Genomic DNA, 26693 nt, shown 5'->3' on the forward strand with positions numbered 1-26693 from the left:
GAGTCAAGGGAACACTGAAAGCTGTAAACTGTATAAGGCTAGGCAGGGATCGCTATAACCTTACATTAAACTGGTTTTTGAAAAACACTTTATTTGAGATTTCCCTATGGATGCTAGGGCACTTTGGCAACGATACCAAAACTGGTTATATTTCCACGAGGGATTGGGACTGTACTTAGACGTGAGTCGGATACGGTTCGATGATGCCTTTGTGGAATCGTTGCAGCCGAAGTTTGACAAGGCGTTTGCGGATATGGCTCAACTAGAGAAGGGTGCGATCGCAAATCCTGACGAGAAGCGCATGGTTGGACACTACTGGCTGCGAAATCCTGATTTAGCGCCAGCTCCAGAACTTACACAAGAAATAGTCCAAACTCTAGAACAAATCGAAGCCTTTGCGGAAAAAGTCCAAACAGGTGCTATTCATCCTCCCAGAGCAAGCCGCTTCACGGATATTATCTCCATCGGCATTGGTGGTTCTGCTCTCGGCCCCCAATTCGTCGCGGAAGCTCTCGCTCCTGATTTCCCGCCCCTGAAACTTCACTTTATCGATAACAACGATCCCGCAGGTATTGATCGCGTTATCAATTATCTGCGAAATAGCCTCGCCAGCACTTTGGTATTGGTGATCTCCAAATCTGGAGGAACACCGGAACCCCGGAACGGCATGATTGAAGTTAAAAAAGCTTATGCCGGACACAATTTGGAGTTTGCCCAATATGCGGTAGCTATTACTAGCGTTGATAGCAACCTCGATAAGCTGGCCAAAGATGAAGGCTGGCTGGCGAGATTTCCGATGTATGACTGGGTAGGAGGACGCACCTCAGAAATGTCTGCTGTGGGGCTAGTACCAGCCGCATTGCAGGGCATTGATGTTCGCGCCATGCTAGATGGTGCAAAAGAAATGGATGACGCTACCCGCGTCCCAGATGTGAAAAATAACCCAGCAGCCTTGCTTGCTTTGTCTTGGTACTTTGCAGGCAATGGAAAGGGTGAAAAAGATATGGTTGTTCTACCTTACAAGGACAGCTTATTTTTATTCAGTCGCTATTTACAACAGCTAGTGATGGAATCCTTGGGCAAGGAAAAAGACTTAGACGGCAACGTTGTCCATCAAGGTATCGCCGTTTATGGCAACAAAGGCTCAACAGATCAACACGCTTACGTCCAGCAGTTACGCGAGGGTGTAGCGAATTTCTTTGCTACCTTCATCGAAGTGTTAGAAGATCGTCAAGGCCCATCGACTGAAATAGATCCGGGAGTTACATCAGGCGATTATCTTTCCGGTTTTCTCCAAGGAACCCGACAAGCGCTTTATGAAAATCACCGCGATTCAATTACAGTCACGATTCCCCAAGTTAACCCCCGAATTGTAGGGGCATTAATTGCTTTGTACGAACGTGCTGTTGGTTTGTATGCTAGCTTGGTCAACGTCAACGCCTACCATCAACCAGGTGTAGAAGCTGGCAAAAAAGCTGCCGCCTCGATTCTCGATTTACAAACACGAGTGGTAGCAGTGCTACAAAAAGAAAAAACTCCCCTTTCTCTTGAAGAACTCGCCGAGAAGGCAGGCGCATCAGACCAAGTTGAGGCAATTTACAAGATTTTGCGTCATATCCATGCCAATCAGCGGGGTGTAGTTTTACAAGGTGATCTTCAGAAACCCGGTAATTTGACCGTTTCTGCTAGCTGATAACTCTAGTCTAAATATCACATTTTGTCCATAATTGTTGTCTCAGCAACAATTTTTTATTGTGAAGCATCCTAAATAGAAGATATATCTTCCGTCTAGGATGCTTCACTGTATAATTCGTAATTCGTAATTAAGTTTCATAACTCAGGACCATTGAGTTAAGCATTTCTTTCTTCTCTTCCTTTGCTTAATTACGATTTATTTTAATTATGAATTGCCATAAGGCGTTGATTAAAGTAACTCTTGGGTAAAAAACAGCGATCGCCTTTATCTTTCTGTAAAATAAAGTTAAGACAGCATTAACAAATAGGGTTAATTACTATGACCGAATCAACTGCAAAACAACCTGCACCTCGAGGCAGAATCTTTCCGCAACGCACTTTACCACCAGAAGAACTTGCTAGACGCAAAGCTGAAGATGAAGTATTTTATCATCGCTGTCGGGAAATTTTTGACCGTGTACGTCCCGATTTTATTCAGGAACACTATGGTTGGTATATTGCAGTAGAGCCAAATAGTGGTGATTATTTGATCGATGTAGATAAAATGCAGGCTCATAAAAAAGCCCTTGAAAAATACCCAAATACTGATCACTGTGTTTTTTGTTTAAATGAAACTGGAACAACTGGCACAATATGATTCAGGGTAAATTTTGGGAAAAAGGGCAACTATTTTTTGAAATTGAGTTAATAACTTATGATGGATTAAATTTGCCTGTAGATGCCATGTTAGATACGGGTTTCACAGGCTTTCTGGCTATTAACAAACAAGATTTAGAGAGTCTGAACTGGGCTTATATTGGTAAGGAAACTTTGCGAACTGCACAGAGTGAAACCTTATTTAAAATATATTCAGGTAAGTTGATATTAAACGAACAAGAGTATGAAATTCCTGTTTATGCAGGGGATGAAATTACTGAGGTTTTGTTAGGTTCAGAGTGGCTAAAAATTCTGCCGTTGATGGTGAATTATCAGGCTGGTATATTAACTTTTGGTTAACTGCAATACCTACGGCTGCCTACGCCTACGCACTTCAGTTATTTTTAACAAACTACAGAATTGCAGAGAACGTAAAGATAAGAAAATAAATATATTTTGCTATCTTTAGTTAATAGGTAAATTACGGAGAAAGTAAAAGCGATCGCTATTCCAATTACTACCTTTAATTCGCCCTAAATAGCCTGTTAAGGGTGAGGAAAGTTCTATCAGTAAATCGTGAACTGCTTCATCATTTAGTCGGGGATTATGAGTAGCATTGTAATGAACACGAATTTCTGTAATAGTGAAACTCGGATGTCTAGCTTTTGAAGTTTCGTTGTCTTGTTCAGAAAGTTCTTTGACTGCTGTGATAATCTGCGATCGCAACTTAATATCTTTCTCAGTTTTCTCAATATATTCATCAATTTTATAGTCAATTTGCCCAGGTTCTAGATATTGCTGTAATTCGACTAAATTAATAGCACCTGGATATTTTGCTTTAAATTCAACTAACTTTTGTAAAGTCATAGCATTAATAATACTTACTTTCCATTTTTGCGCGGCTTTTAGTATATCCGTAGATGGATTACCTGGGCCAATTACTAATTTTGCTGAATCAAGAAATTGATTACCACCTAAATGCATTCCGCCTAGCTTAATTAATTCCTCAACCGTACCGCTAGGAATAAGCCTACCCGCTTTACACTCGCAAACAATAGGGTAAGGTTTTGAACAAAATAAATCTAAGCCTCCAGCGCCACCTTTGTAAGCATTTTCAACCTTAAATCCTAAAAACTCCAGACTTTGACGTGCGATGTTTTCAAAATCTGTACCAGCTTGGTAGTTGCTTTTTTTCTGCTCTAGCTCGATGCTGCGATCGCCCAATTTTGCAATATTATTTATCCAAGCTAAATCTAGAGTGGGTTGCTTAATTAGCTTGTCACTACTCCAACCCAAAAATACTTTGATATCGTCGTCTAATTGTTTAGCTGCTGGTTGGCTAATGGTTAGGGATGCGATCGCACTCTGCAATTCTTCTAGTTCAGGATGCAGCAGTGGCTGTCGATTTTCTAATTGGTGTTTGCGTTGGGCGAAGCTGCGATCGTTTAATACGGGTTTTGCTTCAGAAATAGTTAAAGGCTCATTTAAATAAATAAACTGGCTGTTTGCATTGATAGAGAGTGTAATTAGTTTGGGCAACTGATAAACGCGCAAGTATAACAAAAAAATATTATGTCGTTGCCTTAATATTTCTTTTAAGGCTTCTGTAGTCCAAATTGTTAGCGGTGATAAAGCAGACAATGATTCAGTATTATGCAAAGGTTCACACTTTTCACACCTTACCCAAGCTTTAATTGATATAGTTTCAACACCTACTTGGGTAAGAGCAGTTTTGGCATTAGCCAAGAAATTTGTGTGATAGTACTGCTCAACTGGCAACACATTAATTGAAGAATCCATTGGATAAAGCGCAAATTGACGCTCTGGAACGATATAATTTTTGGACATCGCCACAATCGTTCGTCCTTGAATTAATGCCTCAATATCTGGCGCAGGCAAGCAAATAGCAGTATTAATTACAGCAGAATTATTCATAATTGCTAAAAAATCCAAATCTTGCCGCTAAAGAAACCAAGTCCACCTATACGGACTTCATTTCTTTAGCCTGAAACTTCTAGCTTGAGGGAAATTTATTGCAACAATATACACCTGTTTTAAGTATCTTCATCAATAGCATCTTCAGGAATTTGTCCAGATGGATTGCTGAGAATTTCATGGATGAGATTATTATCAATTATTATCCTATTTTTTAGAGCAAAATCAGTTATTTGTAATTCAGATAATTCATAATCATGTCGGGCTTGAATAACAGAATTAATTGCTAAAATAGGCTTAATTTCTTCAGCTTTTAACAATACCCACTCCCCGCCTAGATGAGGTGACAAAAGTATATCTAAATACTGTTTTGCTTTAGTGCCACTACTAATCTTTTTAGAACGAATTAAGCAACCACGAGTTAAATCAAATTCTTTATATTCGATTAAGCGTTTTAATCCAGCCTGTAGGAACCTACCACTGACTCCTTGAAGAACTGATACTCCAATTTTTACAACATTGCCATTTTCCTGACCAACAATTTTAAAATTAATATATCCTTGGTCTACGCTACGAGCTTTAATATCTGCAATTTCTGTAATTTGGACATTTTCTAAAATTTGTCCAACTAACGTGGAAAAGCTGAATCGCAGAGCATTAGCGAGTTTAGTTTTATCCTCTATATCATCTTGTATCTTACTTTCAACGGCTGCAAGTTCTTTCTTGTAAGCAGATTCTACTGGGTGTAGTGGTGGTGTCAACTCAGTAGTCCAGTTTTCCTTACACCACTGTAATACTTTTCTTACCATTGGTCTTTCCTTTCCCAGTTCTTTCAGCTTCTCTTCGTCAAAAGGATAAACTGAATTAGGTGACTTTACTCCTTGTTGATCGTAAAAGTCTCTCAACCACTGGGAAACTAAGACAATAACATCTTCCGATTTGAGATAAGTTAACTCAATAGTCTTTTGAGCAATCCGATCTGTAACTGATTCAGCCTCTTTCAATGCTCTTATTTGATCAGTCCAGGTTTGAGGAAACATCGCCGTTATAAAAACACCCCGTTTAATCTTGTCGTATAAGTCTTTGGCTAAAATAGCAGTAACTTGTGATGCTGTGAATCCTGCGTCATTACACATTAGGATACTTTCCAATTCGTCAAAACAAATGACTATTGGTTTGTAATCACTAATTAAGTCTAGAATTTGACGAACTGTGCTGAAGGCTTGCGCTTCTCTATCCTGGGCGCTGGAATTTGCTAGACCTAGTGCATCAGCTTTTGACTGTGGTAATTCTTGACCCGCAAGCCAGTTTATAGCGTAACGCTCCTCAGATGGATTAGAGGAGAGTGTCCATAAAATTGCAGCGATAATGTCAGGATTTTCAATGTCGTGCTTAATTCCCAGGACTCTATCCGTCCAATGCTCCACTACTTTGGAATTTACTTTTAAGACTTCAGAAAAGTGACGAACCATCTCATCAGGTGTGAAAGTCTTGTTGTAAGCTTCATTGAAAACAGCAGTTGCTAATTCCCGCCACTGGCTCATCCCTTGGCTACCGATTTGTTTGAGGCTATTTGCTACATTTCGTAAAAATTCCCCTTTAATTCGATTCAAATCGTTAATCTCGCTCGTATAGACAAATAAAGCACTACCATCAGTTTGAAGTCGGCGGCGAATTCGACTGATAAGATGGCTTTTGCCTAGTCCTCTTTCAGCCTTGATGGTAATACCTATAACTGGTTGTTGTTTGGTGCGAACTATCTCAATGGCATCAAAAATAGCATCTGAGGCATGAGCATTTAAGGACGGAACATCAGGAAAACCTGTTACCCAAATATCTTGACTTCTAACTACTAAAGGTCTGTCAAATGGGTTGTGATTTTTGATAGCATCGATTAGGCCGTTGTCGTTAGACATGGATCTAAAGTAAGGTGAATTTTGGATTTTGGATACTAGATTTTTGATTGCTCACTATTTGCATCTGCACTGGTGTTTCAGTGGGTGTGAGGAGCAATCTAAGAATAGGTTTATGAGTTTAAATGCTTTGCATAGCAGCGTAACCCACTTACTGGGGTAGTTATAGAGTCTTCAAGTTTGTCTGGATCGCTGTCTGACAAGCTACCGCCTTGGAGTTGCAAAATGTCCTTTTCTTGCATTTCCAGTAGCCACTCATTGAAATCTTCACGACTTACCCGATCGCCTATTTCTCTCCTGATACGATAAATTGGCACCAGATCATCTAGGTTATAGTTTTGGTTCAACTTGTCGTAGACATTCAGCGCCACTGATTTAAACTCGTCATAAGATGCGATCGCACGCTTCCCATTAACTGGTACATCTGCACCAGTCACCGCAACATCAATCTGACTAATCCACTTCACCAACGCATTCGCCGCCCAAGTACCGACAATCGTCCCTTCAAACTTAAAATCGCCACTTCTCAAACCTTCACCCAATACCTCTAAACCCTTGCCAGATGTCAGAGAATATCCCTTTTTGGAAATTGCGATCGCACCCTGATTCTGTAACTCCTCAAATAAACCCTGATAATCTGCTACCTTCTGGCTTTTGGATACAATTCGCTTAGTCAGTTGACCCTTCTTAACTTCCTGCTGCGTTCCTCCCAAATCCCACAAAGCCAAAAGGAGACGAGTTCTAGTTGGGGCTGTATTTTTTGATGTTATATTGAGTGTATTTTTTGACAATCTTTATTGTAGTGGCTGTATCTTTGTAAGTAATTTAGCACAAAAAAATAACCGAGAAATTGCTGAATATTTCGGCGTTTGGGCTAAATTGATTAATCAAAAATCAACAATATATTTCCTTGGGATGAATGCAGTTTCTCTCAAAGGCGGGATGGAATGCTTGAGAAAATCGACGATCATGGCAGAGAAACGCTGTAGCTGTGCAGTTGTAAATTGAGTGGTATGTGTTTTTTCAATTCCCAGCGAAATAACAGGAATTCCAACTTTGTTTTTGCAACAGCAAGGCTTTTAGCAAATACAGGTGAGAACGAAATCCAATGAATACAATATATAAAGAACGTAAAATAGTTTCGCGTCTATTTGCAGTGCTGCTTTCGGCATTGCTAATGGTGCCCTTGCTGAGTAGCTGCGGAGGCGGTTCTAAAAACGCTTCAGTTCCACCACCTGTTGATGATAGTGTTGGTAGAACAGTGAGCGATCGCCAAACCGAAGCGAAGAAGGGATTGGGTACAGGACAAAAAGTGGCTCTTTTGGCAGGTGCTGCGGGACTTTATTACCTCTACAACCAACATAAGAATGCTTCACAAGAAGGAGCGCAAGGTAAATACTATCTTTCTAAGAATGGGCGTGTATACTACCGTGATGCTGAACACCGCGCTCACTGGGTAACAGCACCAGCAGAAGGAATTCGAGTACCGGAATCTGAAGCACAAAAGTATCGGGAATTCCAAGGTTATAACCGAAGTGCTACAGGTCGCGATCTCTCTGGTCTAACTTCATCGGCAGCACCAGCACTCTAGATCAGCGAAGCGTGTGTAAATAAGAAAGCGGGTTTCCCGGAGGATAACGCCGATCGCGCACGTCGGAAACATGAACTTAAATCAGGAGACAGATTATGGTAGATGAATTTTTCCGAAAGGCGAAGGAGTTACTTTTGGGGTCGAACAACGATCAAGCCGATCAAGATGCCGAATTCCGCGATCGCAATGTACGTCCAGCCAGCGAAGATCCCTACGGTGATCCCGCAGATCCGGCATCTTACGGCGATGTTCGCCCAGCTAGTGAAGACCCCTACGGCGACCCCGCAGATATCGCGTCTTACGGCAATGTTCGCCCAGCTAGCGAAGACCCTTACGGCGACCCCGGAGACACAGGGGAGTTTGGTGACGTCCGCCCAGCCAGCGAAGATCCCTACGGCGACCCCGCAGATCAGGATTTCCGCCGTTAACGCAAAACCTGACCTCCCAACCTCCTTCGCTACCAGAAAATGGACACAATTCAAAGCCTCTTCTCTTCTAGAGGAGAGGTTTGGAAAGGGATTTACAGATTTGATTTATAGGGTGATAAATTTCGGAATAAAAAATAAGGCAGTGGGATTATAACCTACTGCCTTTTATTTTTGCTACTATTTCTACAAATTACGAATTATTTTATTAGCCAAAACTTCCTGCGATCGCTCAATATTTTGACGCACAGTTCGAGCAGAAGTATGCAAACCCTCTCTTTCTTTATCGGTAAGCGTCAATTCCAAAATACTCTCAATTCCACCGCATCCCAACCGACAGGAAACCGCCTCCTGCCTCCTGCCCGACGGAACAACTCGCGGACTCGCTCTAAGCATTGGCGCAGCCTCTGTAATAGTTGCCATGCCGTTGGCGAACGAGAAGCGTGTCCCAGACAAGCTTCTCGAACCCGAGTGCGTCCCGCAGAGAAGAAAAGGCTTTACGCTGCACTATCTGCCTCCTGCCTTCCTTGATAAATTCTGAATTCTGACTTCTGAATTCTTTTTGCTTATTTAAACTCTTCGAGTTGATCCACACGTAACCAAATATTAGGTGTTGGCACTTTCCCAAACTTAATCAGGGCGTAATCACCTTTGATATCGACAATTTCGCCCTTGGTTTCAAACAAATAAGGAGGAAAGCGAGTATCACTGGCTTTAGCCTCCAGACTGTTTTCTAGTTTTTCGCGCACAGCGCGAACCATATCTCCTTTTTTGACTGCCATGAGTTCCTCTCTCAAATTTGTAACGTCTTTCACCTGCATTTTAAAAGAGTTTTGAGTTAGAACTCCTAACTCTTGTAAAGACGCGATTAATCGCGTCTCCCAACTCCCCGTAACGTTTGACACTCGGAGCAAAAATGACTAGATCGCCCAGCTAACCTAATTCGTTGAATTGCTGTACCACAAACTCGACAGGGTTCTCCAGCGCGGTTATAAACCCAGGCTACACCACCATAATTGCCATTAGTACCTTTAACATTTAAGAAATTACTAAATGTCGTACCACCAGCCTCAATGCTGGTTTCTAACACTTGAATTATGGCTGTTCGCAAACGTTCAATTTGCTTTAGCTGTAAATCTATACATAAGGTTTCAGGTAAAATTCCACTCTTAAATAATGCTTCATCAGCATAGATGTTACCTAATCCCGCCACCACCGATTGATCTAGTAGCGCAGTCTTAATCGGACGGCGGCGGTTTTGGAGTTTGCTTGCTAGATATTCAACAGTGAATTCGGGTGAGAATGGATCTGCTGCCAGTTTTGCCAAACCAGTCATAATACTTTCTACAGCAACACCAGGCGGAACCCACCATATTTTACCGAAGGTACGCTGATCGACAAAACGCAATTCCTGCTGATCCCCAAAGAATAATCTAACTCGCGTGTGCTTATGTAATGGTTCATCTCGATGCAGCCATAGTAGTTGACCGGTCATTCGCAGATGAACTCCTAGCCAGCCAGCTGATGAAGGGGAAGATGAGTGAGTGAGTTCGGCGAGGAGATATTTACCGCGACGATGCCAAGTAGCGATGGCATTTTTTTCAATTCCATCAACAAACTCACCAACAGAAAACGGGTAGGCGATGGTGCGATCGAGCAACACATCTCCTCCCGTGATTTCTTGGTTGAGGGTCAATTGATTTAGACCCCTTCGGACTGTTTCAACTTCAGGCAGTTCAGGCATTCAAGCTGAGTTAAGCAGGCAATTATGATTTATTTGAGGGATCGAGGAAGAAGAGATGGGGTAGTAACTTACATAGCCCTAGATGGCTCATATTACCACCCAAAAGAAACCGTAAATACCCGCAGGGCAGCTCTCGTAGATTAGGGTAGGCTAAGACGAAGTATGAATGAACTGAAATTTTCAGACTTCATACTTCAGACTTCAAGACTACCCTTCATCATCGCATCAAACAACCCCCTTGTAGCTTTGCTGCTATTTTTTCGGTGCTTTAGCCTTTGGTGCTTCAACCTCGACTAATTCATCCTGGGCAAAGTTGTTGGTATTGATACCAGCGTAATTGACCTTGTCAAAGCGGACAATTACAGGGTATTTGATGCCACTTTGGTCGATGGAAGCCACAGTTCCTAGATCCTGAAACCAGTAGGATTCAGGGCGGAGAATACGTACTTTAGAACCACGTTGAACCATGATTATTTTCCCTTTTAGTTATCAATCGCCAATCTAGAGGGCTAATTGATTTCACTCTACAACCTCAAGGTCGCAGCAAGAGTCTTTGTTAAGTTATTTGTCTGAATTGAGGAGTAGGGATCGGGGACTGGGGACTGGGGAATGAGAAATGGGGAAATGGGGAGAGCATTGAATATTAGTTATTCTTTCTCCCTTATCTCCCCAACCCAAATTTAAAACTGTATTAGACACTACTTGACAAGGCACACGTTATAGCGTACCTTCGTTCGCAAACAGTTATTTTGTAGAAGCTTATGTTTTAGTTAAGACAAACACACTTCCCTCATTACCTCTGCCGATCCGCAGATCGTTATCTATATAAGTGATATCTAACCAGCCTTGCTGTTTGTCACTGTTTATGGCAACATCAATTCCGGGAAATTTTCTACCTGCTTCAATTTGTTGGATAAAAGTTACCGGAGAATTGTATTCTATTAAACGTTGTAAGCCGATAATAGAACGCTCAAATTTTACTTGGACACGCCGACCTGAAACTGGCTCAAATTTAGCAGCAATGCTGACTAATCCTTCTAAATAAGGTAAGCCATAAATCTCAGCTATGTTGTAAACACTGGTAGTCTCTACCCGGATACACTGATAGATTTGACCTAGTTTACATAAGGGTAGACGATCTAAGTTTAAAAGAGCTTTGCTAGTGGTGTATAGTAATCGCCAATTGCCATCTAGCAAATTACTAGCTTCCACCGGACGGGGTGTAGGATTAAAGTCTTCTAAATTGGCGATCGCTATTAAGATAGCCTGTTTCTGTTCTTCGGTCGCTAGTAGACCGCGATTAGTAAGTGCGATCGCATCCATAAGAGCCGCTTTTGGCATCATCGCCTGTCACCTCAAAAATCACTCACTTTCCATCAGCATAAACAAGATATTCATGACATATATGTAGAGCCATAAAAATTACTAAGAATCGCTTGACTTAAGCCTTATGCTTATTAAATAAAAAAATTCTATCTGAATGCGGATTTATCAACTAAAGGGTTGAAAAGATAACTAAATTAATCCGTGTCAAGTGATAGACTCTAAATGTCAACTTACGTAAACCTTTTCTTGTCCTGACTCGATATGTTGAACTCTCCATTACGTGAAGCAGCTCGTAACCAGCGAGCCGATGTCATCCCCCTAAAGCCAGAGTCCTCTTTGTTGGACTGGTTACAAAACAACAGTCGCATCATCGCGCGTGACGTTCACGAACCGGATTTTCAAGCTGACGAAGAAGGAATAGACTCCCTAATGGGTGTAGACGATGGAATTGGCTACGACCTCGATGATGATGATGATATAGGAATCGCTGAGAATTAGCCTTTTCAGGCTAGGGACTTGGTAGTATCCCTAGTTACTGGTATTCAATTTTATAAGTGTGGAGTGAAGGGAAACTTCTGTGGACGCTAAATTATCTCCTGAGCAAGGATTAAATATTTCTGGAATCGCTCTAGCCTCTTTATTAGCTGTAGGGCTAGGTACAACAGCATTCTTCTTCGATTCGATCGCCAATCGGCTACCTTGGCAAAGTATGTCGTTAACCCTGCCACTAGTGTTGTGTGCGTTGGGTTCAGGTGTGGTGGGCTATTGGGTAATACCTTTACTTCAAGAACTTAAAACTGGACAAATAATTCGCGAAGATGGGCCCCAAGCTCATCTAAAAAAGGCAGGCACTCCCACAATGGGCGGTATATTTTTTATACCTGTATCTGTGCTGCTTGCTTGTATATTGTCTAACTTTTCTAAAGAGGTGCTTGCAGTTTCGGCTTTGACAATCAGCTACGGATTGATTGGCTGGCTCGACGATTGGCAAATCCTGCGCCGGAAATCAAATAAAGGTATATCTCCACAAACAAAACTGGCTTTGCAGGTGAGTTTTGCGGCTATGTTTTGTCTATGGCTGATGTTTAATCAACCTTCTAATATTACAAATATTGCTTTGCCTTGGGTAAGCTTCACACTACCCTTAGGATTTCTATTTTGGCCTATAGCAGGTTTTGTGCTAGTTGCAGAAAGTAATGCGACTAATTTAACAGATGGTATTGATGGCTTGGCAGCAGGAACAGTTGCGATCGCACTTTTGGCATTAGGTGTTTTAGTCGCACCAACAGCACCAGGATTGATGGTTTTCTGTGCTGCTTTAAGTGGCGGGTGCTTAGGTTTCTTAGCCCATAATCGTAACCCAGCCCGCGTTTTCATGGGAGATACTGGTTCCCTTGCACTGGGAGGAGCTTTAGCTGCTGTAGCACTCTTGACAAACACCTTAGTAGGTCTGTTTATTCTCAGTGGTATCTTCTTTGTAGAAACCCTTTCGGTGATGGCACAGGTAAGTTATTACAAAGCCACGAAGGGCCCCGATGGCAAAGGCAAACGTCTGTTCAAAATGGCACCCTTACACCATCATTTGGAACTTACTGGCTGGTCAGAATTGCAAGTGGTTGGAGTGTTTTATATAATCGCAGCGATTTTGGCTACCATCTGTTTAGCGATCGCTCCATTCTGAATGTTTTAAAAACTGCTTGAATATAAAAAACAACTCCTACATCTTCAGGGAGTTTTTTTTTATACGGTAAATTTTATGAGTTTCTGATTTCTATGTTGGAAAGTCTGATACTTGATGCCAACTTAAAAATTGCTTATTTCACTGCTTACAGTATTATGAATTTTGAATTAATTATAGGTATTTACATATTCCCTAACGCGATTCTTCCCTGTTCGCTTTGCTTCAAGCATCGCTTGATTTGCTCGATTCAGCAAATCCTTAACTGTAATTCCTGGTTCTGATACAGCTATTCCAAAAGAAGCGGTGATAGTTTCAAGGATCTGATCGCCGTCTTTCAATTGCATTTGTTCAATATTTAGCCTTAATTGTTCTACTCGCTTCTTGAGCGTTTCCAGTGTTATGTTAGGCATCACAATCACAAATTCTTCACCACCCCATCTGCAAGCAATATCAAAAGAGCGAATGGATTTTAACAGTAACTTTGCTAATCCCTGGAGAACAATGTTGGCAGTCAGATGCCCATAGCGCGAGTTGTAAGATTTGAAGTTATCGATATCAAGGAAAATAATACTAAGAGGTTGTCCCGATCGTTCAGCTTCAGCTAGCCTTTGTTCCGTTATACTTTGCATATAGTTTTGATTGAATAGTTGGGTCATCCCATCCCGCAAATTATCATGGATTAGACGCTGTTTTATCGATAAATTATTCAGTGCAAAGCCTAATGTTCTAGCAATAATCTCAGTAATTTGTTTAGCTTCTGGACTGATTTCTTCAAGTGCATTGATGTGTAAGATCCCAATTACTTCACCTTGTGCGAAAAATGGAACACACAAATGTGTGCCGCTAACAGGCTGTATTAAGTGACTGCACATTAGTCCTGAATTACGAGGCGATAAAAGGTTTAGTTTTCCTCTCCGCAATGCCCAACAATCAGATAGTGAAAATATTTCTTTACTGCTTCTTTCACCTCCCCAAAAACTATTCATCTGAACATAATTCTTAGAATTTGCAATTATATAGATATAACCACTCATATTAGGAAATAGCTGGGAAAAACTTAAAGCAACTATTTGATATACCTCATCTTTAGACTCGCAGGAATAAAGCATATCCGTCATATCTGAGAGATATATAAGTTGTCGTTTTTTTGCCTCTAATTCCAATGTTTTTTCTTCTAGCTGCTGATTTAGCTCAGTGAGCGATCGCTGTGCTTCTATGGATTCTGTAATATCGATACTGATCCCACCAATGCGGTAAGCGCCCGTTGCGTAATCGCTAAACGGAAACTTAAACGATAGCCAGTAACACGGCTGATCGTTACCAGGTATCTTTACCTCTTCAATCAGCTTCAAGGGGCGTAGAGTTTTCAAAACGACTTGCTCGTTTTCCATTACCCGCCGCCCCTCTTCTGGATCTGGCAAGAATTCACTAGTCGTTTTCCCCAACCATTGTTGTGGATCTACCGAAAATCTAGACTGTACTTCCTGATTGTAGTAGAGCATTCTAGATTGCTCATCTTTGATATAGGCTGCAAACGGGCCCTGATCTAGGAATAGCTGTTGTATCTGCTGGCTGTGTTGAAGTTCACGGGTATCTTCTTGAGATTTGGCGATCGCCCCTACAATTTGATAACCGGTTGGCATCAGGTAGACTAAAGCAGCCAAGGAAATAAACGCTATTAAGTCGAGTACAGCTAAGTGCAGCAGGGATACTGGCACATGTGGCTTAAAAATCGCCAAAAGATGATGAAATCCGCGAAATAGTACGAATCCACTCAATGAGAAAAAAGCTAGCTTATACTTAGAAGGGATCGTTGCCTTAATTTTCGCAAAGAAAATCCCTATTACTATAGAGATGCCAAAGTAGGAAAATGCAGTGATGCTGTGAGCAATGATGCAATTCCAGTAAATAGGCTGCATTGATAACCTGATATTAACATTTCATCTGCTTCACTATAATTCTGGATAGTCTCAAGATGTAAGTATAGAAAGGATGAGTTGCAATTCCTCAAGCTTTAGTTTTATCTTACTCAATGCTGAGTGAGGAAATAGTATTCAGTACTGATGTACTTGGTAACAAGCTAATAATCATTCAAATTGCATCCTTACGTCTTTTGCAACTTCCGTGTAAAAGCATCTTTCTAAAGCTAAGGATTATGCAACTTCAAGGCGGATTAGTTTAACAACTCCCTTTGTGGGCGGTCTTTTAACTCAGCATTCTTCATAAAAGTTCTTATGGTAACTTTCGGAACGACTGCTTATTTCACCGCTTACAAACCTGACTTACCAAGTGAGTGAGTTCAGGTAAAATAAGTTTTTCCATTGCCAGGCGCACAGCATTACTGGAACCAGGAAGCGAGAAGATTAATTTATCTTGATAAACACCAGCAACAGCGCGAGAAGCGATCGCCCGCGAACCAATTTCTTGATAACTTAAAAAACGAAATAACTCACCAAATCCCGGCAAAGTTTTCTCCAGTAACTTCTCAATGGCATCGTAGGTGGTATCTCTTGGTGCAATGCCTGTACCACCATTGAAAATTACAGCATCCAAATTTGAGCTTTTACCCAGATTTTCTATCTGCCCTTGAATTTGTGTTGGCTCATCTTTGATAATCGTGTAGGCTCCTACAGCATGGTTAGCACCAAAGAGTAACTGCTGAATTAGCTGGCCACTTTTGTCTGTTTCAAAAGTGCGTGTATCGCTGACAGTAATTACAGCACAAGTTACTAAAACTCTAGGCGAATCTGGATGAGGTTGTGGCATTAGTATGTCACTCATGTACTTTTAATAATGGATAATTGGGCATGGTAAATGGCGCATTGACAATTACCGATGCCCCATGCCCTATGACCTATGCCTCATTTTTGCTCAGTCCCAGATCGTTTTCTTCAGCATACCGCTCCATGAAGCGCATAAAGCGATCCCATTCTTGGGCAGATTTCATTACGTAAAGTGCTTCTAATGCTTCCGGTTTCCCGTTAATAAATTTAGCCTTAACTTCACGGGTAATTATCTCGCCTTCTTCGTCAATCAAGTACATCCCGGTAATATCTTCGGTAGTACCTTGATCTAAAATTTTCGGATTCGTAAAAATAAACGTCGCTGTACCACTCTCGCCAGTACGCGATCGCGTCAGACGCACATCTGGAGTTACCTCTTCGTCAAGACCTCTAGAAAACTGGATTTTCGTCATGATCGGTGAATTTAAACTTTTGTGATGGTTAATTTAATATTCTCTCATCAATTAGAACACCACGGTCTAGAGGCCACTGTGATTCATTTTTGAGTATATACACTTAAATTGCTTCTTTCTCAAGTAACAAAGTTACGGGGCCATCGTTTTCAATTGTAACTTGCATCATTGCACCAAATTGACCTGTTTCTACTTGCAACCCGCTAGCTCTTAATTTGGTGACAAAACGATTATACAAATCCGCTGCTGATTGGGGAGCAGCTGAACGGTCAAAAGAAGGACGACGACCTTTGCGACAGTCACCGTAAAGCGTAAACTGACTGACTACTAACAAATCGCCGCCAATTTCTTGTACAGATTTTTGCCAACGGTCGTCTCCTCCTTCGTCAGGAAACAGCCGCAACTCTAAGCACTTACGCACCATCCAGTCGATTTCAGCATCAGTATCGGTATTGGCTATACCTACGAGCAAATTTAGCCCCCGCCCAACAAAACCTACAATTTCACCATTAACTGTAACTTGAGATGATTTGACTCGCTGGATAACAACGCGCATTTTAACTAATTCGTAATTCGTAATTATTGGTCAAACACTCGCACGTAATTTACAGCAGTTAGCAAGTTAAGAAGCTGATAATGCAGGGGAGTGAAAAATGCGATGTCTACGACGGGCTACGCCTACGCTATTCTCTTATTTTCATTGCTCAAAATCGATGGCGGAGCCATTGAGAATGCATTCCCAGGTGGAACCTGGGAACGAGTAGTAAAAACTCCTAACTCCTAACTTTTATTTGCCAAACCCTTTACCACGAGAGGTTGAAGGTAGACAAATGCACTTTTCGAGTTGACTAATTAAAGCCTCACGATCCAAATTTTGACCAATCAGCACTAGTTGGTTTTTTAATTGACCTTTCCATTCATCATCATCCAAAGTGAAGCGTTTACCGCAAAGGTGAAAAATATGACGCTTCGGACTTTCATCAAACCACATAATCCCCTTGGCTCGGAAGATATTTGAGGGTAGCTGGTTATCTAAGAAATACTGAAACTTCCTAATAGAAAAAGGCTTGTCACTTTGGAAAGATATGGAAGTAAAACCATCATTTTCTAAGTGGTCAGAATGATGATGGTGATGATCGTGATGGTCATGGTCGTGATGGTCATGACCGCATGTTGAGTGGTCATGATCGTCATGATCGTCATGATGATCGTGATGTTCGTGTTCATCCACCACTGTGTCAAAATATTTATCAGACTCAAACAGACCAACACTTAGAATTAAAGGAAGTGGCACTTGCGATCGCGTAGTGCGGATAATTCTTGCTCCTTCCTTAACTTCGTTAATTTTTATTTCTAACTCATTCAAAGTGGCTTCATCAACCAAATCAGCCTTGTTCAGCACAATGACATCGCCATAGGCAATTTGGCTGTATGCTGCCTCAGAGTTAAATAAATCTAGGCTGTAATTAGCCGCGTCTACCACGGTAATAATCGAATCTAAGCGGGTTAAATCCCGCAATTCTGTGCCCAGAAATGTTAAAGCTACTGGTAGCGGATCTGCTAATCCAGTTGTTTCCACTACTAGATAATCTAGATTTTCTTGGCGTTCTAAAACTTTGTAAACTGCATCTACTAAATCATTATTAATAGTACAGCAGATACAACCATTATTTAGCTCCACCATGTTCTCACCAGTGGAAACAATTAGCTCGTTGTCGATGCCAATTTCGCCAAATTCATTTACGAGAACAGCGGTTTTTAAACCCTGTTGGTTGTTGAGGATATGATTGAGTAAAGTCGTCTTGCCACTACCGAGGAAACCCGTAATAATTGTTACTGGCATTCCTTGTTTGGGCGTATCCATTGCGGAAGATTCGGGTGTAACTGCTGATTGCATAGCGCTGTTATCAAATAGTCAAAAAGTAGTAATGTAGCGCAGATAGTCCAGAAAACACTAGCATAGGGATGCTGGACTGTCATCCCAGCTGCTTTACCCTATTATTACGTATCTCTCTATTTCAGCATTACTCTGTTATGACCCTAACCCTTTACAATACCCTCACCCGTCGTCAAGAACCGTTTAAAACAGTCGAACCAGGCAAGGTTAAGATGTATTACTGCGGCGTGACGGTGTACGACTACTGCCATTTGGGTCATGCGAGAGCTTGCATTGTTTGGGATGTAGTGCGCCGATACCTCCAGTTTATCGGCTATGAAGTCCGATATATCCAAAATTTTACCGATATTGATGACAAGATTCTCAATCGAGCCTGTCTTGAACATTCCTCAATGGAAGCTATAGCCGATCGCTTTATCAAAGCATATTTTCAGGATATGGCGCGACTCTTAATCAAAGAAGCCGATGAGTATCCTCGCGCTACCCACACGATGAATGGCATTTTGCGGTTAATTCATGAGTTGGAAAATAAGGGTTTTGCATACCCTGCTGACGGCGATGTGTATTATGCAGTACGACAGTTTTCTGAGTATGGTAAGCTTTCTGGACGCAGGTTAGAAGATATGCAAGCGGGGAAAAGCGATCGCGTCAATGTAGAAGATCCAGAGTACCAGAAAAAGAAAGACCCCTTTGATTTTGCTTTATGGAAGGCAGCAAAACCGGGAGAACCTGCTTGGGAATCACCTTGGGGCGCAGGTCGTCCAGGGTGGCATATAGAATGCTCGGCAATGGTGCGCGATCGCTTGGGTGATACCATAGATATTCATGCTGGTGGTGCTGACTTAATTTTTCCCCACCATGAAAACGAAATTGCCCAATCTGAAGCCGTGACAGGAAAACCCCTAGCGCGTTACTGGTTACATAACGGCATGGTGAAGGTAGATGGTGAAAAAATGTCCAAATCTTTGGGCAACTTCACCACTATTCGAGAATTGCTGGATCGAGGAGTTGACCCGATGGCAGTGCGGTTGTTCGTTCTGACTGCTCAATATCGTACACCCATAGATTTTACCGACGAAGCGATCGCCGCAGCAACCAACGGTTGGCACACCCTTAAAGAAGGTTTACTCTTCGGCTATAAGTATGGCAAAGAACTGGGTTGGTCATTGGATGCAGTAAATAACCCCGTACTTCGTCCCAACGGTCAACTCTTTAAGGGACACGCTGAACAACTTGGTTGGCCATTGGATACGAAAATGAATTCCAATCTCCACACCAGCGCTGAAGGTTTTTGCGAAGCTCTCAACAAAGACTTTAATTTCCCTGGTGGATTAGCATGGCTATTTTTCGTGGCTAAGGAACTAATTGGTGAAGGAAATATCCTGATACATGAAGGGAAAACAAAGCTACCAGCAGATGAATTACTTCAGGAATGGCAAACACTTGTGACATTGGCTGGAGTGTTGGGTTTAGAAGCCAACCCAGAAGTGGAAACGCCTGTGAATGATGGTTTAAGCGATGCGGAAATTGAGGTGCGAATTCAGCAAAGGCAAGAAGCACGTATTGCCAAAAATTTTGCTGAAAGCGATCGCATTCGTGACCAACTCCAAGCAGAAGGTATTACGCTAATTGATAGCCGTGATGGCACACGCTGGCACCGGAATTAGAGGGTACTGGGAACTGGGGACTAGGAATTGAATTCTTCCCAATGCCCAATTCCCAATGCCCAATTTCCAATGCCCAATTCCCAATTCCCAATTCCTTAAATTATGTGGTCTGAACTTAAAAAAGCGATCGCTAGTTTCGATATTCCCGCTGATTGGATCGGTATTAGAGCCGTAAAGGAGACTTCTACTACCCGTTTAGTCCGTGATGCCTTACCCCAACTAAACGGCAAATCCTTTACTGTCGGAGCTATGCTGGAAGTTTTGGTCAATGGCTGTCTGGGTTATGCAGCTACTAACTCTCTAGAACTGTCTTCCCTACAAGCTGCTGCTCAAACAGCCTATAAACAGGCACTAGCAGCCAGTGAATGGTGGATACATCCCTTCCGTGAAAGTGAGCGCCCTAAAGTCGTTGGTGAATATAAATCTCCATTTCTTGAACCATTGGATGCTCTGAGTCCAGGAGAAATCAACGATTTACTGGTTCGTATTTGCCAAACGCTCAAAGTTGACGACAAAATTGTGCAAACCATAGCTAGTGCCAGCACAATCGAGAGAGAATCTTGGTTTGTTAGCAGCAACGGCTCAGAAGTCTATCAAAAAATACTATCTATAGGCACCAATTACGGAGCCACTGCCCAAGATGGAGCAGTTGTACAGCAGCGCAGCAACAACGGCTCGCAAGCAAACTGTTACCAAGGCGGACTCGAACTATTAAAACAAGAAGACTTATGGCATCGGGTGCGGCAAATAGGCGAACAAGCAATAGAACTCTTGACAGCAGAAGAATGCCCAACGACCCGTACCAATTTAGTTTTAGCCCCAGATCAAATGATGCTGCAAATCCATGAAAGTGTCGGGCATCCCCTAGAAATTGACCGAATTTTGGGAGATGAGCGTAATTATGCTGGGGGCAGCTTTGTGAATAAAAGTGATTTTGGCAACCTAGTATATGGTTCGCCGCTGATGAACATTACCTTTGATCCCACCGTGCCTGGTGAATATGCCAGTTATGGCTTTGATGATACAGGTGCTGTAGCAACACGGGAGTATTTGGTTAAAGAAGGTGTACTGCAACGGGGTTTAGGCAGTCTGGAGAGTCAAGCCAGAGCAGGTGTAGCAGGAGTTGCCTGTGCCCGTGCTTCCTCATGGAATCGACCAGCGATCGATCGCATGGGTAACTTGAATTTAGAGCCTTTAAACGGGACTTTTGAAGACATTATTGGCGGGATAGAACACGGCGTTTACATGGAATCTAACCGTTCCTGGTCAATTGACGATCGCCGCTACAAATTCCAATTTGGTTGTGAGTACGCTAAATTAATTGAAAACGGTAAACTTACCAAAACCCTCCGTAATCCCAACTACCGCGCCACAACACCAGAGTTTTGGCATAGTTTAATTAAAGTCGGAGATGCCACAAACTGGCAAATGTACGGTACTCCTTATTGTGGCAAAGGAGAACCAAATCAGGCTATTTGGGTAGGACACGGTTCACCTGTCTGTGTCTTTGCTAATGTTGAAGTTTTTGGTGGAGGAACTTGAAAAATACAATAGTTAGGAGTTGGTAGTTAGGAGTTTTGAATTAAGTAGGTAGGTATAATTCAACATCAAATAAAATCCTAGCTTGTAGTGAGCGATCCATCGCTCAAAAAAAGGATTATCAGGACTAAAGTCCTTAGCCTTCAGGTTCGTTAGTCGCTCATGGGGGAAACCCCCTTGGTGCTAGCCTCTCCCTTTGGGAGAAGACCGCGTTAACTCACTACAAACTTTAACTTATTTACGCCAGCTACTTACAAAAATTCTTTTAACTCCTAACTCCTAACTCCTAACTTTCTCTTTCTCACTATTCCCTATTAATATTTAATATCTATGAAAATTGAGGAATTATCTGCGTTAGAAGTCAGCTTTAATCGACTGATTGAAAATTTGCTGATTAAAAAAGTAGAAGATGAACAATTCACTGTGAGACTTAGCAGTGAAATAAGTCAATTTACTCGTTTTAATCATGCGAAAGTGCGACAAACTGGTTGTGTTGCTGATGGTTGGATAGAACTGACTTTGATGAAAGAGCAGCGCAACAGTGTTCGGCAGTTTCCCTTTACTGGAAATTGGGAGGTAGACTGGCAATTTGCATATACTGCTTTGCAAGAACTACGTGGCGAACTTATTCTACTACCCATCGACCCATATCTAGTTTTGCCATCAGGAAATAATATCAGTAGAGAAATACATTATGGAAATTTATTGGCGGCTGAGACAGTAGTCCCAACTGTGCTAGAATTAGTTGCTGAATTGGATTTTACAGGGATATACGCAGGGGGAGTGGTAATTAAAGCTTATGGTGATTCTAGCGGTCAAAAACACTGGTTTACTACTGATTCTTTTACCTTAGATTATTCTCTATTTTCCCCATCTGGACAAGCAGTTAAGGGTACGTTTGCTGGGAGTGATTGGAATGAATCTAAATATATAGCCAAAATTAGCGAAGCTAAAAAACAACTAGAATTGCTTGCTCACCCAACTAAAGAACTGCCACGGGGACAGTACAAAACTTATTTTGCACCTGCTGCTGTTGCAGATTTATTAGTAATGCTTTCTTGGGGAGCGGTAAGCGAAGCTGATATCCAACAAGGAAACAGTGCTTTAGCTGCTTTATCGCGTCAAGAAAAACAACTTTCTCTAAGATTTAGTTTGAAAGAAAATTTTCAGAGGGGATTAGTGCCGCGATTTAATGAATTGGGAGAAATGGCAGCACCGGAGTTACCTGTAATAAAAAAAGGATATTTGGTAAATACTTTGGTAAATTCTCGCACTGCTAAAGAATATCAAAAAATTGCCAACGGTGCTAATGGTTCAGAGACTTTACGAGCGCCAGAAGTCAGTACTGGGAATTTAGTCTTTGAGCAGATTCTTCCGAGTTTAGATACAGGATTATATGTATCGAATTTACATTACTTGAATTGGAGCGATCGCCACACTGGTAGAATCACAGGTATGACTCGTTATGCTTGTTTTTGGGTAGAAAAGGGAGAAATTATTGCCCCAATTGAAAACTTACGTTTTGATGAAAGTCTTTATCACTTCTGGGGAGAAAACTTAGTAGATTTGACCACTTTTCAAGAATTCATTCCTGAAGTAGGTACATACGAAAGTCGTCAACTTGGAGGTAGTTTAGTTCCCGGTATGTTGGTGGAAGATTTTACTTATACTTTGTAAGTACATCGTGCAAAGATACATATAAATTATTAGCTTATTTGCCTCTTGGCATGAGATTAACTTAATAATTTTGATTTGATGATTTTAATTTTACTATTTTTGAATATAATGCAAATGTTAGAATCATTTAATATTAATTATTATAGTGAATTATCTTTTAACTCAAAACACCAACCTTGTATTTCTATAACTTCTTTAATTTCAGTTTCCAATATTTGAAAAGCAGACAAAGCCCGTAACGCTGAAAAATCATTGATGATTTCTGCTAGTCTGTGAACACATCCGTTAAGCTTATCCGACGAGAATTGCTTGAGCCGCCGACCTCTTAACCCACTAGCTTTGCATAGAAGTTCATGAAGAATATCTTTAGGATCAGCTAATTGTTCAAGTTTATGAATATTTGGCAATTCTAATGGCTCACGCCCACGAGGATTACCCGCAGCTTTCCGTAGAGCAGCTTCGTCAAATAAAAGCCATGCTTCCTGCATACGTATAGGAATAACACAAACATGAGGTGGTACTGTCAGTGATTGTTTAACTACTTCTACTGCTTCTCGAATTTCAGCCACACGATTTTCGCGTGGTTCTTTTTCTGCATCTCGATGAATAAATAAAAGATCACAAGGATAGAGTTCTACGCTCTTGATAATACGTGGCAATAACTTTTTAGGTGGTTTAGGTAAGCGTCGCAGATCAGCCCAATTAGATTGAATAGCACACTCAATCTGATTTACCCGTAATAACCAATTGAGAATAGGCATCAGTGCTTTGTCTGAGCTACCGTCAGACAGAAAGGTGTAGCAAAGTTCTTTCATGTCAATTGAGTAGGGAAACCAGGAATTAGTGGTTGAAGATCATTTCTATCCACAACTCGGCGTTTTGGGGTTGGTATTAGTTTTGATTTTTGGGAGCTTTTTACCTCTCCATTGCTATCAGGCTCTAATTTCTCAATTACTACCGGATTTAGATAAGCAAGAAGTTTCCCTTTAGGGACAACATTTGTTCCTTCTGGCTCTTGCTCTCGCCAAGTATCAGGAAGACAACCAAAAGATACACTCTTAAACCGTTTCCCTGAATGTACTGTTTCCTTTAATTCAGCAACTAATAAGCTATCATCAGGTACTTGCATCACTACAGATGGTGAGTGAGTGTTAATAATCACTTGGCGGAGTGGGTTATCTATACCAATAGCTTCATTAACATCAGTGGCGATGTCTTGAAGCAATTTCAATATTTTGGGAATACGCTCAGGATGAATGCCGTTTTCCGGTTCCTCTAAACACAAAAGACCTTGTGCTTGTGAGTCTAATTCCAAAACTGCCAAAGCCAAAAATCGTAGGGTTCCATCTGATAACGCCCTGGCTGGATGTGAAGTACCATCTCTACCAATCACTATTAATGTGAGGAGTTCCCTACGTTCATCTCGATCAATCCCTACTTCACCCACATCATCAATTAATTCTGCTAAAAGATTAGCAACTTGGCTGTAAACTTGTGCTTCGGCCTCATCCTCAGAAATTCCATCTAGAGAATAATTTTTATTTAACCTTGCTAGGTGATAGAGTGTTGCAGCCAAGTGAGAACCATCCATGTCTAATTTTGTAGGCGCTGTAAATTCGTCTGGTTGACGTAGTGCTGAAGGTTCTAATTGAAGTAATCGCCAAGATTGCATTTCTCTTCGCGCTAGTAAGGCTGTTGGACTTTCAGCAGCATTAGCAACAGAAAGTACTGTTCGAGGAAGATTTGCAGCTAGTCGAGATAGAGGTTTTCCTTTGATACCATCTTGATGTAGCTTAATCACAGTCTTATCTTTATCAGTCTCAGTTGAAATAAATGGTGAAGTTCTTTTTCCCTTGACTGCCGATTTACGCCACTCAACACTGTGAGGAAACAATAAGTTTTTTCTTGCATCACCAAGGTTGATGTGAACTAACTCTTCTTTGATAATTTCCAACGACCCTAAAGACCGTAAACTATCATCCCAACGATAAGCTAGAGTCAGAGAGTAACGAAGAAAGGTAATACTAGCTTTTGCCTGTTGTCCTAAATCATCTACGCCTTCCTCTGGTACGATCATTTCTGCCTCAAAAGACATTTTATCTGTATATTCATGACTAACTCGGTGAAATAGACTACGCACATCCGCTGTTCGACCTTCTTCATCTCGCACAGATAAGGCAGCGTCAATTAGGGTTCGATCAGCGATCGCACTCAAAAACCTAATAGCATCAAATAAGTTAGATTTCCCGACCCCATTAGCCCCGGCTACACAAGTAAATGGCCCAAAGCGCACATCAACATCGACGAGGTTCTTAAAACCAGAAACTTTCAACCTAGTTAGCATAATATTCCTCTGTTGGCAGAAAACATTGCAAAAGTGCCAAGCAGACGTGGCTCACAAACAGAGTAGACCTTCTTCTTCTAGTTTGACTGTACAACCTGAGAAATTTTGGGTCTGGTTGGATAAAACCTGCTTATATTCTGATACTTGCAACAAGCTCAATCAGCTGTTGCGCCTCTAGCAAAGCATCTTTTGTACAAACGCGATGTGTACATTGCCTCTCTATGAGAAAAATGCATCAAACCATCTTTTTACAATCCCGTCAGTCCAAACTGGTAAATGCTAGGACTACAGTTTATCTTTTCTTACCAGGAGGTGAATTACGCTGGGTGAGGTTATCAATTTGCAATTGTTGCCGGCCGTTGGTGATAATTCGCAACATATCTTTGAGATCCTGCTCGATATTTCCCAAAATGCCATCAGCATAAGCATCAGCACCATCTTCAATTTCTTGAGCCTGAGCGATCGCAGTTTGTCGCATCAGCTCTAACTCTTGCTGACAAGCATACCGCTTGCGGTCAATCTCAGCGAGGGTTTCTTGCATTATTCCCTCACACTCTTGTTGCACTTGTCGCCGCAGTTGTTCAGCTTCTTGTTCCGCCTGGCGAATAATATCGCTTTCAGCTAAAATTTGCGCTCTTTTTGCTTGTGCAGCTTCAACAACCTGCTGTCCATACTCTTCCGCCTCCAGCAGAATTTCGTCCTTTTGGTTGAGAACTGTTGCTGCTTCTTGAAAAAGCGATGGTAAAGCAAGGCGGATGTAATCAAGCTGATCTAACAGCTTTTCTTCATCTATGAGTGTGCGTCCCGTCAGCGGAATCCTGAGACTAGAGAGAACCATTTCCTCTATACGGTTGAGTTCCTGCTGAATATCTATGCTTCCCTCTCCACCGAGATATTCTTGAGAGGAGGGATTGCTTCCGTTGAGATTGGGTTCAACATTGGAGATTTCTGATTGTAGCATTGGTATATATCTAGGGCAACGTGTGGGGGAACGAGATGATCGATAGAGCCACCAAACCTTGCAATCTCTTTTACCACACTACTACTTAAAAAACTATACTCATTTGAGGTTGCGAGAAAAACTGTTTCTATTTGGGTAGAAAGAGTTTTATTGGTGTGAGCCATTTGCAGTTCCACTTCAAAATCTGACACAGCCCGTAAACCCCGGATCAAAACTTGTGCCTGTTGCATTTGAGCATAATTGACGGTAAGACCATCAAAGCTGTCTACTTCTACATTAGGTAGATGTTCTGTAGAAAGACGGATCTGATCTAGCCGTTGCTCCACACTAAAAAGTGGCATCTTGTTAGGGTTCCGTAGTACAGCGACAATCACCCGCTCAAACAGCCGACTACCGCGCCCGATGAGATCGAGGTGTCCCAAGGTAATGGGGTCGAAGCTACCAGGATAAATAGCAATCACAATTT

Annotated in this window: 28 protein-coding genes; 11 read left to right on the top strand and 17 right to left on the bottom strand. The window is 41.7% G+C overall.

Features of this window, described 5'->3' with window-relative positions:
* Positions 1–106 precede the first annotated feature (106 nt).
* The 3 genes from V7L12_RS11100 to V7L12_RS11110 all read left to right on the top strand — a co-directional run bounded on the left by V7L12_RS11100 (position 107) and on the right by V7L12_RS11110 (position 2691).
* On the top strand, positions 107–1693 hold the full coding sequence (locus V7L12_RS11100; protein WP_335084337.1) for a glucose-6-phosphate isomerase: 1587 nt from the start codon (positions 107–109) through the stop codon (positions 1691–1693).
* Between the two features lie 321 nt (positions 1694–2014).
* Complete coding sequence (locus V7L12_RS11105) at positions 2015–2332, top strand: hypothetical protein (protein ID WP_335084338.1); 318 nt, start codon at positions 2015–2017, stop codon at positions 2330–2332.
* Positions 2329–2691, top strand: coding sequence for an aspartyl protease (locus V7L12_RS11110; protein WP_335084339.1), 363 nt, complete (start codon positions 2329–2331; stop codon positions 2689–2691). Before V7L12_RS11105 ends, V7L12_RS11110 begins: the two co-directional genes overlap by 4 nt.
* Positions 2692–2796: 105 nt before the next feature.
* Here the strand turns inward: V7L12_RS11110 and V7L12_RS11115 are convergent, their stop codons facing one another.
* The 3 genes from V7L12_RS11115 to V7L12_RS11125 form a co-directional block, all read right to left on the bottom strand.
* Positions 2797–4266 carry a DUF1802 family protein gene (locus tag V7L12_RS11115; RefSeq protein WP_335084340.1) on the bottom strand — a complete coding sequence of 490 codons (1470 nt, stop codon included), beginning with the start codon at positions 4264–4266 and terminating at the stop codon, positions 2797–2799.
* A gap of 119 nt (positions 4267–4385) precedes the next feature.
* Positions 4386–6182: a hypothetical protein gene (locus tag V7L12_RS11120; RefSeq protein ID WP_335084341.1), complete on the bottom strand. Its 1797-nt coding sequence runs from the start codon at positions 6180–6182 to the stop codon at positions 4386–4388.
* A 110-nt stretch (positions 6183–6292) separates the two neighbouring features.
* Positions 6293–6949: a hypothetical protein gene (locus V7L12_RS11125; RefSeq protein ID WP_335084439.1), complete on the bottom strand. Its 657-nt coding sequence runs from the start codon at positions 6947–6949 to the stop codon at positions 6293–6295.
* 338 nt (positions 6950–7287) lie between these two features.
* On the opposite strand from V7L12_RS11125, the gene V7L12_RS11130 reads away from it, so the two are divergent.
* The gene (locus V7L12_RS11130; protein ID WP_335084342.1) at positions 7288–7770 is read left to right on the top strand and encodes a hypothetical protein; all 483 of its coding nucleotides are present in this window, start codon (positions 7288–7290) and stop codon (positions 7768–7770) included.
* A 95-nt stretch (positions 7771–7865) separates the two neighbouring features.
* The gene (locus V7L12_RS11135) at positions 7866–8198 is read left to right on the top strand and encodes a translation initiation factor (protein WP_335084343.1); all 333 of its coding nucleotides are present in this window, start codon (positions 7866–7868) and stop codon (positions 8196–8198) included.
* A gap of 183 nt (positions 8199–8381) precedes the next feature.
* Here the strand turns inward: V7L12_RS11135 and V7L12_RS33170 are convergent, their stop codons facing one another.
* The 5 genes from V7L12_RS33170 to V7L12_RS11160 all read right to left on the bottom strand — a co-directional run bounded on the left by V7L12_RS33170 (position 8382) and on the right by V7L12_RS11160 (position 11283).
* Positions 8382–8651 (bottom strand): hypothetical protein, encoded by a 270-nt coding sequence (locus tag V7L12_RS33170; protein WP_442947882.1) that lies wholly within the window; start codon positions 8649–8651, stop codon positions 8382–8384.
* 110 nt (positions 8652–8761) lie between these two features.
* Positions 8762–8977 carry an NAD(P)H-quinone oxidoreductase subunit O gene (locus tag V7L12_RS11145; protein ID WP_289795289.1) on the bottom strand — a complete coding sequence of 72 codons (216 nt, stop codon included), beginning with the start codon at positions 8975–8977 and terminating at the stop codon, positions 8762–8764.
* 86 nt (positions 8978–9063) lie between these two features.
* The gene (locus V7L12_RS11150; protein WP_335084344.1) at positions 9064–9939 is read right to left on the bottom strand and encodes a DNA-formamidopyrimidine glycosylase; all 876 of its coding nucleotides are present in this window, start codon (positions 9937–9939) and stop codon (positions 9064–9066) included.
* A 252-nt stretch (positions 9940–10191) separates the two neighbouring features.
* Positions 10192–10407: a photosystem I reaction center subunit IV gene (locus V7L12_RS11155; RefSeq protein WP_100899784.1), complete on the bottom strand. Its 216-nt coding sequence runs from the start codon at positions 10405–10407 to the stop codon at positions 10192–10194.
* 291 nt (positions 10408–10698) lie between these two features.
* A complete protein-coding gene (locus tag V7L12_RS11160) occupies positions 10699–11283 on the bottom strand; it encodes a PAP/fibrillin family protein (RefSeq protein WP_335084345.1) in 585 nt (194 codons plus the stop codon).
* 243 nt (positions 11284–11526) lie between these two features.
* Here V7L12_RS11160 and V7L12_RS11165 point away from each other — a divergent pair, with 243 nt between their 5' ends.
* Both V7L12_RS11165 and mraY read left to right on the top strand, forming a co-directional pair.
* Positions 11527–11763: a DUF3134 domain-containing protein gene (locus V7L12_RS11165; protein ID WP_334821171.1), complete on the top strand. Its 237-nt coding sequence runs from the start codon at positions 11527–11529 to the stop codon at positions 11761–11763.
* Positions 11764–11842: 79 nt separating this feature from the next.
* A complete protein-coding gene (gene mraY, locus V7L12_RS11170; RefSeq protein WP_335084346.1) occupies positions 11843–12946 on the top strand; it encodes a phospho-N-acetylmuramoyl-pentapeptide-transferase in 1104 nt (367 codons plus the stop codon).
* A 167-nt stretch (positions 12947–13113) separates the two neighbouring features.
* On the opposite strand, the gene V7L12_RS11175 is transcribed toward mraY, so the two are convergent.
* The 4 genes from V7L12_RS11175 to dtd form a co-directional block, all read right to left on the bottom strand.
* Complete coding sequence (locus V7L12_RS11175) at positions 13114–14865, bottom strand: diguanylate cyclase domain-containing protein (protein WP_335084347.1); 1752 nt, start codon at positions 14863–14865, stop codon at positions 13114–13116.
* A 343-nt stretch (positions 14866–15208) separates the two neighbouring features.
* Positions 15209–15727: a MogA/MoaB family molybdenum cofactor biosynthesis protein gene (locus V7L12_RS11180; protein ID WP_335084348.1), complete on the bottom strand. Its 519-nt coding sequence runs from the start codon at positions 15725–15727 to the stop codon at positions 15209–15211.
* Between the two features lie 73 nt (positions 15728–15800).
* Positions 15801–16142: a photosystem II reaction center protein Psb28 gene (gene psb28, locus V7L12_RS11185; protein WP_334820986.1), complete on the bottom strand. Its 342-nt coding sequence runs from the start codon at positions 16140–16142 to the stop codon at positions 15801–15803.
* 103 nt (positions 16143–16245) lie between these two features.
* A complete protein-coding gene (gene dtd, locus V7L12_RS11190) occupies positions 16246–16698 on the bottom strand; it encodes a D-aminoacyl-tRNA deacylase (protein ID WP_335084349.1) in 453 nt (150 codons plus the stop codon).
* A 102-nt stretch (positions 16699–16800) separates the two neighbouring features.
* On the opposite strand from dtd, the gene V7L12_RS11195 reads away from it, so the two are divergent.
* The gene (locus V7L12_RS11195; RefSeq protein ID WP_334820988.1) at positions 16801–16926 is read left to right on the top strand and encodes a hypothetical protein; all 126 of its coding nucleotides are present in this window, start codon (positions 16801–16803) and stop codon (positions 16924–16926) included.
* Positions 16927–16929: 3 nt separating this feature from the next.
* On the opposite strand, the gene V7L12_RS11200 is transcribed toward V7L12_RS11195, so the two are convergent.
* The gene (locus V7L12_RS11200; RefSeq protein ID WP_335084350.1) at positions 16930–18039 is read right to left on the bottom strand and encodes a CobW family GTP-binding protein; all 1110 of its coding nucleotides are present in this window, start codon (positions 18037–18039) and stop codon (positions 16930–16932) included.
* A 137-nt stretch (positions 18040–18176) separates the two neighbouring features.
* Here V7L12_RS11200 and cysS point away from each other — a divergent pair, with 137 nt between their 5' ends.
* The 3 genes from cysS to V7L12_RS11215 all read left to right on the top strand — a co-directional run bounded on the left by cysS (position 18177) and on the right by V7L12_RS11215 (position 22922).
* Positions 18177–19706, top strand: coding sequence for a cysteine--tRNA ligase (cysS, locus tag V7L12_RS11205; protein ID WP_335084351.1), 1530 nt, complete (start codon positions 18177–18179; stop codon positions 19704–19706).
* Between the two features lie 102 nt (positions 19707–19808).
* Positions 19809–21248, top strand: a complete 1440-nt coding sequence (locus tag V7L12_RS11210) for a TldD/PmbA family protein (RefSeq protein ID WP_335084352.1) — start codon at positions 19809–19811, stop codon at positions 21246–21248.
* A gap of 327 nt (positions 21249–21575) precedes the next feature.
* Positions 21576–22922 (top strand): TldD/PmbA family protein, encoded by a 1347-nt coding sequence (locus tag V7L12_RS11215; RefSeq protein ID WP_334820996.1) that lies wholly within the window; start codon positions 21576–21578, stop codon positions 22920–22922.
* A 140-nt stretch (positions 22923–23062) separates the two neighbouring features.
* Here V7L12_RS11215 and V7L12_RS11220 read toward each other — a convergent pair whose 3' ends face one another.
* The 4 genes from V7L12_RS11220 to coaD form a co-directional block, all read right to left on the bottom strand.
* A complete protein-coding gene (locus tag V7L12_RS11220; RefSeq protein ID WP_335084353.1) occupies positions 23063–23683 on the bottom strand; it encodes a hypothetical protein in 621 nt (206 codons plus the stop codon).
* A gap of 50 nt (positions 23684–23733) precedes the next feature.
* A complete protein-coding gene (locus V7L12_RS11225) occupies positions 23734–25266 on the bottom strand; it encodes an AAA family ATPase (RefSeq protein ID WP_334821000.1) in 1533 nt (510 codons plus the stop codon).
* Between the two features lie 292 nt (positions 25267–25558).
* A complete protein-coding gene (locus V7L12_RS11230; RefSeq protein WP_335084354.1) occupies positions 25559–26227 on the bottom strand; it encodes a DivIVA domain-containing protein in 669 nt (222 codons plus the stop codon).
* Entirely contained in the window at positions 26137–26688 is a 552-nt protein-coding gene (gene coaD, locus V7L12_RS11235) for a pantetheine-phosphate adenylyltransferase (protein ID WP_334821004.1), read from the bottom strand. Before coaD ends, V7L12_RS11230 begins: the two co-directional genes overlap by 91 nt.
* Between the last annotated feature and the right edge of the window lie 5 nt (positions 26689–26693).

This window comes from Nostoc sp., assembly GCF_036918245.1.
In the GTDB taxonomy this organism is placed as follows: Bacteria; Cyanobacteriota; Cyanobacteriia; order Cyanobacteriales; family Nostocaceae; genus Nostoc.